Below are 8852 nucleotides of genomic sequence, written 5' to 3' on the forward strand. Positions count from 1 at the left end.
ATGCCATGAAAATCAAGACCCTAGGCGCCATGCTTGGCGCTTCCTTGCTGTGGCCCGCGCCGGCGCAGGCGGACATCGTGCAGCGCCAGGTGGTGACAGCTATTGCCGCCGAGCCGGATAGCGAAGGCGGCGATGTGTACACCATTGCGGGCACGACGGCCTGTGGCGGCAGGCAGATCCGCATGGATGCCCGCTCGGTGAACTTGGACGAGGCGCCCTACGAGGCACTGAAAGTCCAGCTTGCTGAAGGCATGCGCGCCGGGACCCCCATGCTCGTCACTCTGAAACAATGCCCGGAGGATGCGAGCGTGCCCATCGTGCGCCAGATCGCCGCCTGCACGCCTGCCGATTGCGCCGATGGCCGGGCGCGATTGTACCTGCACGAGCGTTTCTACCCCGTCGAGCAGGAAAACGCCGCCAACGTGCTGCTGTTACCCCTGCCGAAAGGCAAGCTGCCGGGGACGTGGAAGGTCGACATTTTTAGTGTGGCGGGGCAGCAGCTGCGCCTGTCCGGCCAGGTCAACCGCGCCGATTATGCGCAGGGCGAGCTGGTGGGCGGCTATGTCACGTATTACCCCGATGGCAAGATCGAGAAACAGGTGGCGCAGGATGGGCAGGGCCGGCAGGATGGCGTCACCAGCCTGTTCCGCGCGGATGGCAGCCTGGAATCGCGCGGCAACTGGCGCCATGGCTTGCCGGAAGGCACGCACCGGCAATATCACGCCACGGGCAAGCTGCGCGAGGCCAGCGTCTACCGCGACGGACAGCGCGTGGACGGTCCCGTGCAGACCTTTGACGCGAACGGCAAGCTGAGCACCAGCTACGTGCTGCGCGATGGCCGCATGGAAGGCGAGCTGCTGGCGTTTTTCCCGGACGGAAAAGTAGCCGGCCGCACACAAGTGAGCAAGGGCAAGTTCAATGGCAGCAGCACCGAGTACTACCCCGATGGCGCCGTGCGCGCCAGCATGACCCAGGTCGACGACCTGCCCACGGGCGTGGCGCTGGAATTCTATCCGGACGGCAAGGTGCAAAGCCGCCAGCAGTATGGCGATGGCGGCGCCTTGCGCAAGCTCCAGCGCTACAGCCCGCAAGGCGTGCTGGTGCTGGAGCGCAGCTGGGACACGCAGCTGCGCGAGCAGGGCAGGTCGCGCTCATGGTATGAAAGTGGCAAGCCCGAGCGCACGATCGACTACGTCAACGACCGGCGCGACGGCTGGAGCCGCCGCTGGCGCGAGGATGGCAGCCTGGAAAGTGAATGCCGCTATGTGGCCGGCAAGGCGCAGGGCGGCTGCGAACAGGCGCCGCCGGCGCAGGAACTGGAACGCAAGGAGCAGGCATGGCGCGCATTGAACTGAAGCATGTGCTGGGCATCGCGCTGCTGTGGCCGGCGCTGGCCAGCGCCGAGATCGAGCAGCGGCAAGTGGTCACGGCGATCACGGCCGCGTCCGGCGGCGGCGATGTCCTGACCCTGGCCAGCGACAATGGTTGCGGTGGGCGCCAGGTGCGCATGGATGCCCGTTCGGTCGGGCTGGATGCGGCGCAGTATGCGGCCATGAAGCAGCAGCTGGCGCCGCTGATACGCGAGGCGACGCCCTTGCTGATGCGCATCCCGTCGTGTCCGGCGCCCGGCGCAGCGGCGGCCATGCCCGAAGTTAGCAAACTGGGCGGCTGCGAGCCGCAAGCGTGTGCCGATGGCAAGGCGCGCCTGTACCTGAACAACAATCTGCGGCGCGGCGAAGTGAAGGAGCATGCGCGCTATGCGCTCGTCGTGCCGCTGCCGCCAGGCAAGACTCCGGGCACCTGGCAAGTCGCGGTATTCCACGTGCGTGACGGCGAGCCGACGCGACTGTCGGGCCAGGTCGACGGCCCCGATTACCTGCGCGGCAAGCTGGTGGGCAACTACAGCATGTATTACCCGCATGGACAGCTGGAAATGCAGGTGGAGCAGGATGGGCGCGGCGTGCAGGAGGGCGTACAGACCCGCTATTATCCGGACGGCAAGATCTCCATGCGCGGCACGTGGCGCAATGGCGTGCAGGACGGCGAGGAGCAGACCTATCACCAGAGCGGCAAGCTGATCGAGTCACGCAGCTACCGCAACGGCGTCCGCGCCGATGGCTTGATGGAAACCTTCGATGAGGATGGCAAGCTGCGCACGCGCATGACGCAGCTCAAGGGCCAGGCGGAGGGTGAACTGCTGCTGTTTTATCCCGACGGCAGCGTGGAAAGCCGCAGCCAGTACGTCAACGGCATCAAGACGGGACCGGGCACGGCATATTTCCCGGATGGCCAAGTGCGCAGCACGGGCAGTTATGTCGATGGCAAGCCTGCCGGCGAAAGCGTCGAATATTATCCGGACGGCAAGGTGGCCAGCCGGCGCACGCACAGCGGCCATTACGTGCTGCGCAGCGAACAGCGCTTCAGCCCCCAAGGCGTGTTGCTCGTGCAGAAACAGTGGAACGAGGGCGGCCGCGAAGAGGGCGCCCTGCGCTCCTGGTATGCCGATGGCAAGCCGCGCCAGCTGATCGAATACGCCAATGGCGAGCGCCAGGGCTGGACGCGCCACTGGCGCGCGGATGGCAGCCTGGAAAGCGAGTGCCGCTATGCGGCGGACGAACCCCAGGGGGAGTGCACGGGGGAGTCGGCCAAGTTCTCTTACACGGAGGACGGGATTGCGATTGAAATGCCGGAGCAGTGAGGGGCGTCATTGCCCCCCAGGACAATGACCGGGGCCGTACCCTGAGGGGGAAGGTGCGTAATGGCGCACATTCCGGTCACGCAGTGAAGGACCCCGGCCTTTGCCGGGGTTCCGTCAGGGTCTGGTACGCTTACCGATGCGGCGGCGTCAGCACGCTGGCAATCGCCTTGGGTAAGGTTTCCGGGTAGTCGCGGCTGAAGTGCAGGCCGCGGCTTTCGCGGCGGGACAGGGCGCTGTTGACGATCATCGAGGCCACGTCGACGAGGTTGCGCAATTCCAGTAAGTCGTGCGTGATGCGGAAGTTGCGGTAGTACTCGTCGATTTCTTCCTTCAGCAGGGCGATGCGGTGCTGGGCCCGCTCCAGGCGCTTCGTCGTGCGCACGATGCCCACGTAATTCCACATGAAGCGGCGCAGCTCGTCCCAGTTGTGCGAAATCACCACCTCTTCATCCGCATCCGTGACCCGGCTTTCATCCCAGTCGGGCAGGTAGGGCGTGCCCAGCTTTTCCTTGCTTTCGATATCCTGCGCGCAGGCGCGGCCGATGACGATGCATTCCAGCAAGGAATTCGATGCCAGGCGGTTCGCGCCATGCAGACCCGTGCAAGCCGTCTCGCCCACGGCGTACAGCCCCGGCAGGTCGGCGCGGCCGGACAGGTCCGTGACGACGCCGCCGCACGTGTAGTGGGCGGCCGGCACGATGGGAATCGGCTGCTTGGTGATGTCGATGCCCAGTTCCAGGCAGCGCGCATAGATGGTGGGGAAGTGTTCGATGAGGAAGTCGGCCGGCTTGTGGCTGATGTCCAGGTGCACGTAGTCGAGGCCCCGCTTCTTGATCTCGAAGTCGATGGCGCGCGCCACGACGTCGCGCGGCGCCAGTTCGGCCCGCTCGTCGTGGGCCAGCATGAAGCGCGTGCCCGCTGCCGCGCCCGCTTCAGGAGGCAGCTTCAGCAAGCCCCCTTCGCCACGGATGGCTTCGGTGATCAGGAAGGACTTCGCATACGGGTGGTACAGGCACGTGGGGTGGAACTGGATGAATTCCATGTTCGACACGCGGCAGCCGGCGCGCCAGGCCATGGCGATGCCGTCGCCGCTGGCCGTGTCGGGATTCGTTGTATATAAGTACACCTTGCCGGCGCCGCCCGTGGCCAGCACCGTGTGCTCGGCGGCAAAGGTCAGCACCTTGCCCGTTTGCTCGTCCTGTACGTACAGGCCGTGGCAATGGGGCTGCGCGTTGCGCTGGGCCGGTTTCATGCCCAGCTTGTCGGAGGTGATCAGGTCGATGGCGCAATGGTGTTCGAACAGGGTGATGTTCGGGTGCGAGCGCACCTTTTCTTCCAGCGTCACCTGCACGGCGTGGCCCGTGGCATCGGCCGCATGGATGATGCGGCGCTGGCTGTGACCGCCTTCGCGGGTCAGGTGGAAGCCCAGTTCGGCCGAGGCGTCGCGCGTAAACGGCACGCCTTGCTCGATCAGCCATTCGATCGCTTCGCGGCCGTGCTCGACGATGTAGCGCGTGGCGCTCTCGTCGCACAGGCCGCCGCCGGCGATCAGGGTATCCTCGATATGCTGCTGGTGGCTGTCGCCCGAGTCCAGGACGGCCGCGATGCCCCCTTGCGCCCAGTTGCTGGCGCCATCGAGCAGGGCGCGCTTGGAAATGATCGCGACGGTGCGCGTTTCAGCCAGATGCAGTGCCACCGATAAACCCGCCAGGCCACTGCCGACAATCGCTACATCAAATTTCATGACATTTATCTCGTTTAGGGGAAGCATACTATAGTCCATTTCACATCAATCGGTAATGTGTTGAGATAAATTCTGCCGATGAAAGATAGGCTGTGCTGTAGCTTGTGACGCATCAATGTCTTTGCGGAACAGTCCGCCATGATGGCAAGACCGGCAGCAGACCGCCTTGCGGGCGGCCCGGTGCCTTTTGCCGCAGGAGGTCCCATGATCCGCATCTTCAGCCATTACGTCTCGAAAACAGCGTTTATCCTGCTGTTGCTGGAAATCCTGATCCTGCTGCTGTCGGCCACCCTCACGTCCCTGCTGTGGCTGGCGGACGGCAGCCGCCTCGTGCGGGTGAGCGAGGTCTACCTGTCGTCCACCATCTTCACCCTCGTCATCGTGCTCAGCATGAGTGCGCTGGGCATGTACCAGCACCGTTCGCGCGAAGACATCCGCAACACCCTGCTGCGCATCCTGCCCTCGTTCGCTCTGGGCTTTGCCGTGCTCAGCGTGCTGATACGCTTCATTCCCTCCCTGCACTTCGGCCGCGGCAGCGTGCTGATCTTCGGCCTGGGCGCCATCGGCGTGCTGCTGGCGCGCCTGGTGGTGTTCAAGTCCTCGCAGTCGGCGCTGATGGAGGGCCGCCTCATCCTCGTGGGCGGCGGCGCCCTGGCGCGCGAATGCATGGACTTGGCGGCCAGCAAGATCGGTTTCCACCAGTTCACGGTGGTGGGCTGCATCGATGTGGCGGGCGAGCAGCGCTGCGTGCCGGCCTCGGCCCTGCTGCCGGCCGAGCCATCCCTGCTGGCCATGGCCCAGCGCCACGATGCGCATGAAATCGTCGTCTCCGTCAGCGACCGGCGCAATGGCGCATTTCCCGCCAAGCAACTGCTCGAATGCGCGCTGGGCGGCGTGAAGGTGATCGACGCGGCCACCTTCTTCGAGCGCGAAGCGTGCCAGATCCGCATCGATTCCCTGCAGCCCAGCTACCTGATCTATGGCGGCGGCTTCGACCAGAGCTTTGTCCGCGCCGCGTCGAAGCGCCTGTTCGACCTGGCCGCCAGCAGCGTCATCTGCCTGGCCGCGCTGCCCGTGATGTTGGCGGCGGCCATCTGCATCCGCCTGGAAGACGGCGGCCCCGTGTTTTACCAGCAGGAGCGGGTGGGGCGCGACGGCTTGCCGTTCAACGTGCTGAAGTTCCGCAGTATGCGCTGCGATGCCGAGCGCGAAGGCAAGCCCATGTGGGCCAAGGCCAACGATGCGCGCGTCACGCGCGTGGGCAAGCTGATCCGCAAGCTGCGCATCGACGAGCTGCCGCAGATGCTCAATGTGTTCCGCGGCGAGATGAGCTTTGTCGGTCCCCGTCCCGAGCGCGCGTATTTTGTCGAGCAGCTGAAGGAGCAGGTGCCGTACTACAACATTCGTCACAACATCAAGCCCGGCATCACGGGCCTGGCGCAGGTGCGCTACCAGTACGGCGCGTCCGTCGACGATGCCGTGAAAAAACTGCAGTACGACCTGTATTACGTGAAGAACAACAGCCTGTTTCTCGACCTGCTGATCCTGCTCGATACGGTGCAGGTGGTGCTGTTTGGCAAGGGCAGCCGATGATGCGGGGGCAGCCGGCCTGGCTGGGCGTGGCCGATGGGGCGGCGCTCAGCCACGGCCTCGCTTCGCTGGCGTTTTTCGCCCTGGGGCTGCTGCTCATCAGTAACTGGCGCGCGCGGCAGCATGCGCGTGCCTTGCTGGCCGCCTGCCTGGCGACGGGGGCCTGGGCCACGGGCACGGTGGTGCTGGTGCTGCTGGAGCGGCGTCTTGCGCCGGCCGGCGATGCGCTGGAAACGCTGCGCACCCTGGCCTGGCTGGTGTTTTTGCTGCTGCTGATGGCGCCAGCGCGGGCGCGCCTGCGCGCCATCGTGGCGGGCATCGCCGTCATCGCGCTGGCGCCGTGGCTGTGCTCCGTGGCCTCGTCCTGGCTGGCGCTGCCTTTGCCTGCGCGCATCATCGCCAGCGCCTGCCGGCTGCTGCTGGCCGTGCTGGGCATGCTGCTGGTGGAACAGTGGTACCGCAACACGCCGCCGCTGACGCGCTGGGGCATCAAGTTCGCCTGCCTGGGCGTGGGCGGCCTGTTTGCCTATGACTTTTACCTGTACAGCGATGCCTTGCTGTTTCGCGCGATCAACGAAGACATCTGGGCCGCGCGCGGCATCGTCGACGCCCTGTGCGCGCCGCTGCTGGCCGTTTCCGCGGCCCGCAACCCGGGCTGGGCGCTGGGCCTGTCCGTCTCGCGCCAGATGCTGTACCGCTCGGCGGCCCTGCTGGGCTCGGCCATCTACCTGCTGGCCATGGCGGCCAGCGCCTATTACCTGCGTTATTTCGGCGGCACCTGGGGCGCGCTGATGCAGATGGCCTATCTGGGCGGCGCGGCCCTGCTGCTGGCGGGCGTGCTGTTTTCCGGCAGCCTGCGCGCCAAGCTCAAGGTCAGCATCAACAAGCATTTTTATAACGCCATCTTCGATTACCGCGAGGAATGGCTCAGATTCACGCGCGCGCTGTCCGAGGATGGGCCGGCCCTGGGCGAGCGGACGATACAGGCCGTCGCCCAGCTGGTGGAAAGCCGCGCCGGCGCCCTGTGGATCTTGCGCGAGCAGGGACAGTTTGCCCCGGCCGCCAGCTGGAACTGGCCGCCGTCGTCCTGGAGCGAGCCGGCGTCCGGCTCCCTGTGCCAGTTCCTCGAAGCACGCCAGTGGGTGATCGACGTGCCCGGCTGCCGGCAGCATCCGCGCCAGTACGGCGGCCTGGTCCTGCCGCCCGCGCTGCTGGCCCTGCCGGACGTGTGGCTGCTGGTGCCCCTGATGCTGCACGGCCAGCTGTTCGCGTTTGTCGCCCTGGCGCGGCCCCGCACGCCCATCGGCCTGAACTGGGAAATCCGCGACGTGCTGAAAATCGCCGGCAGCCAGGCCGCCAGCTACCTGGCGCACCGCGAATCGCTCGACTCGCTGATGGTGTCGCGCCAGTTCGAGTCGTTCAACCGCATGTCCACCTTCATCGTGCACGACCTGAAAAACCTCGTCTTCCAGCTGTCCCTGTTGCTCAGCAACGCGGAAAAGCACCGCGCCAACCCCGCCTTCCAGGAAGACATGCTGGGCACGCTGGATCATTCCGTGCAGAAAATGAAGACCCTGCTGCAAAAGCTGGCGCTGGGCGAAGCGGCCGAGGCGCCCGCGCCCTTGCAGCTGGACGGCTTGCTGCGCCAGGCCGTGGCGGCCAAGGCCAGCCTGGCGCCCACGCCGCGGCTGGAAATCGTCGATGGCGGCCTGACGGTGCTGGCCCACCGGGCGCGCCTGGAGCGGGTGCTGGGCCATCTGATCCAGAACGCCATCGAAGCGACGCCCGGCGATGGCACGGTGGCCGTGCGCCTGCTGCGCGAGCGCCAGAGCGCCGTCGTGGAACTGGACGATACGGGGCAGGGCATGAGCGAGCAATTCATCCGCGAACGGCTGTTCAAGCCCTTCGACACGACCAAGACGGCGGGCATGGGCATCGGCGTGTTCGAGAGCCGCGAATACATCCGCGAAGTGGGCGGCAGCCTGGAAGTGCGCAGCGCGCCGCAGGCGGGCACGACGTTCCGCGTGATCCTGCCCCTGCATGCCGCGTGACAACAGAAAGGACAAGCATGGCCAAGCAAAAACTGCTCGTCATCGAAGACGATCCCGGCCTGCAAAAGCAGCTGCACTGGAGCTTTGACGCCTACGACGTGCTGCTGGCGGGCGAGCGCGAGGCGGCGCTGGCGCTGGTGCGGCGCCACCAGCCGGCCGTCGTGACGATGGACTTGGGCCTGCCGCCCGACCCGGACGGCGCCACGGAAGGCCTGGCAACCCTGCAGCACATCCTCGCGCTGGCGCCGGACACGAAGATCATTGTCCTTTCGGGCAACCAGGAGCGGGCCCATGCCCTGAAGGCCATCGCCCTGGGCGCCTACGATTTTCACCAGAAACCGTTCGACGCGGACATGCTGGGCCTGGTCATCGCGCGCGCCTTCTACCTGCACGCCATGCAGCAGGAAAACCGCCGCATGTTGCAGACGCAGGCCGACTCGCCCCTGGCCGGCATAGTCAGCCGCGATCCCGGCATGCTGAAACTGTGCCGCAGCGTGGAAAAGGTGGCGCCCTCGTCGGCCAGCGTGATGCTGCTGGGCGACTCGGGCAGCGGCAAGGAACTGATTGCGCGGGGCCTGCACGCGCTGTCGAGCCGCCATGCCCAGCGCTTCGTCGCCATCAATTGCGCGGCGATCCCGGAAAACTTGCTGGAAAGCGAGCTGTTCGGTTACGAGCGTGGCGCGTTCACGGGCGCGGCCCGGCAAACCCTGGGCAAGATCGAATTGGCCCACGGCGGCACCTTCTTTCTCGATGAAATCGGCGACATGCC

General features: G+C 66.0%; 6 protein-coding genes. 5 read left to right on the forward strand and 1 reads right to left on the reverse strand.

The features are described 5' to 3' along the window. The first annotated feature begins 5 nt into the window (after positions 1-5). Both EBS11_RS07840 and EBS11_RS07845 read left to right on the forward strand, forming a co-directional pair. The gene (locus tag EBS11_RS07840; RefSeq protein ID WP_290601822.1) at positions 6-1355 is read left to right on the forward strand and encodes a toxin-antitoxin system YwqK family antitoxin; all 1350 of its coding nucleotides are present in this window, start codon (positions 6-8) and stop codon (positions 1353-1355) included. Beyond that, complete coding sequence (locus EBS11_RS07845; RefSeq protein ID WP_290601823.1) at positions 1337-2698, forward strand: toxin-antitoxin system YwqK family antitoxin; 1362 nt, start codon at positions 1337-1339, stop codon at positions 2696-2698. Before EBS11_RS07840 ends, EBS11_RS07845 begins: the two co-directional genes overlap by 19 nt. A gap of 130 nt (positions 2699-2828) precedes the next feature. On the opposite strand, the gene nadB is transcribed toward EBS11_RS07845, so the two are convergent. Beyond that, positions 2829-4442: an L-aspartate oxidase gene (gene nadB / locus EBS11_RS07850; protein ID WP_290601824.1), complete on the reverse strand. Its 1614-nt coding sequence runs from the start codon at positions 4440-4442 to the stop codon at positions 2829-2831. A gap of 204 nt (positions 4443-4646) precedes the next feature. On the opposite strand from nadB, the gene EBS11_RS07855 reads away from it, so the two are divergent. The 3 genes from EBS11_RS07855 to EBS11_RS07865 form a co-directional block, all read left to right on the forward strand. Next, positions 4647-6035 carry a TIGR03013 family XrtA/PEP-CTERM system glycosyltransferase gene (locus EBS11_RS07855; protein WP_290601826.1) on the forward strand — a complete coding sequence of 463 codons (1389 nt, stop codon included), beginning with the start codon at positions 4647-4649 and terminating at the stop codon, positions 6033-6035. After that, a complete protein-coding gene (gene prsK, locus EBS11_RS07860) occupies positions 6032-8083 on the forward strand; it encodes an XrtA/PEP-CTERM system histidine kinase PrsK (RefSeq protein WP_290601827.1) in 2052 nt (683 codons plus the stop codon). The genes EBS11_RS07855 and prsK overlap by 4 nt, the downstream gene beginning before the upstream one ends. Positions 8084-8100: 17 nt before the next feature. Next, on the forward strand, positions 8101-8852 hold a 752-nt coding region (locus tag EBS11_RS07865; RefSeq protein WP_290601829.1), incomplete at its 3' end, for a sigma 54-interacting transcriptional regulator.

Source organism: Janthinobacterium sp. (genome assembly GCF_009923995.1).
Taxonomy (GTDB): domain Bacteria; phylum Pseudomonadota; class Gammaproteobacteria; order Burkholderiales; family Burkholderiaceae_D; genus Janthinobacterium.

What these genes read in the sequence shown, in the direction of transcription:
- EBS11_RS07840 (WP_290601822.1), top strand. Translation starts at nt 6, where the DNA reads ATGAAAATCAAGACCCTAGGCGCCATGCTTGGCGCTTCCTTGCTGTGG.
- EBS11_RS07845 (WP_290601823.1), top strand. Translation starts at nt 1,337, where the DNA reads ATGGCGCGCATTGAACTGAAGCATGTGCTGGGCATCGCGCTGCTGTGG.
- nadB (WP_290601824.1), bottom strand. Translation starts at nt 4,442, where the DNA reads ATGAAATTTGATGTAGCGATTGTCGGCAGTGGCCTGGCGGGTTTATCG.
- EBS11_RS07855 (WP_290601826.1), top strand. Translation starts at nt 4,647, where the DNA reads ATGATCCGCATCTTCAGCCATTACGTCTCGAAAACAGCGTTTATCCTG.
- prsK (WP_290601827.1), top strand. Translation starts at nt 6,032, where the DNA reads ATGATGCGGGGGCAGCCGGCCTGGCTGGGCGTGGCCGATGGGGCGGCG.